The organism is Sphingomonas sp. CCH9-F2 (assembly GCF_001556735.1).
Lineage (GTDB): Bacteria > Pseudomonadota > Alphaproteobacteria > Sphingomonadales > Sphingomonadaceae > Sphingomonas > Sphingomonas ginsenosidimutans.
Window position 1 is genome coordinate 1 of the sequence record NZ_LSJO01000566.1, and the last position, 943, is coordinate 943.

General features: G+C 67.1%; 1 protein-coding gene. It reads left to right on the forward strand.

Annotation, left to right across the window (positions count from 1 at the left end):
- Positions 1–943 (forward strand): HAD-IC family P-type ATPase (locus tag AX685_RS15900; RefSeq protein ID WP_156445860.1); only part of this gene is annotated, 943 nt, incomplete at both ends.

Sequence of the window (943 nt, forward strand, 5' to 3'; positions counted from 1 at the left end):
AAGGCGATCGAGGCGCTGGCGAAGCTCGCGCCCGAAACCGCGACCGTGCGACGCGGCGGGCAGACCAGCGAAATCCCGGTCGAGCAGATGGTCGTCGGGGACATTGCCATCGTCCGCCCGAACGAGCGCCTGCCTGCCGACGGCTTCGTCATCAAGGGCACCAGCGCGATCAACCAGGCCCCGGTCACGGGTGAAAGCATCCCGGTCGACAAGGTGCCGGTCGCAGATGCCGCAGCGGCACGCGCCAAGCCCGATGCAGTCGACGCGGAAAGCCGGGTTTTTGCTGGTACGATCAACGGCGGCGGCGCGATCGAGATCGAGGTGACACGCCGTTCCAATGAAAGCGCGCTTGCCAAGGTCGTGAAGATGGTGAGCGAAGCGGAGACGCAGAAGTCGCCGACGCAGCGCTTCACCGACCGGTTCGAACGGATCTTCGTGCCCGCCGTCCTGGTCCTGTCAGTGCTCCTGCTGTTCGCATGGGTGGTCGTCGACGAGCCGTTCCGCGACAGCTTCTATCGCGCGATGGCGGTGCTGGTGGCGGCAAGCCCGTGCGCGCTCGCGATCGCAACGCCGAGCGCGGTCCTGTCGGGCGTTGCCCGTGCAGCGCGGGGCGGCGTGCTCGTGAAGGGCGGTGCACCGCTCGAAAACCTCGGGTCGCTCAAAGCGATCGCTTTCGACAAGACGGGCACGCTGACCGAAGGTCGTCCGCGCATCACTGATGTCGTGCCCGTCGATGGCGCCGATGAAGGCGAGTTGCTGGCGCTGGCTGTCGCCGTCGAAGCGTTGAGCGACCATCCCCTGGCCCAAGCGATCGTCAAGGACGGCCGCGAACGTCTGAACGATCGTGCCGTGCCGACTGCCGGCGACCTCAAGAGCCTGACCGGTCGGGGCGTCACCGCGAGCGTGGATGGCGAGACGGTGTGGATCGGCAAGGCCGAGATGT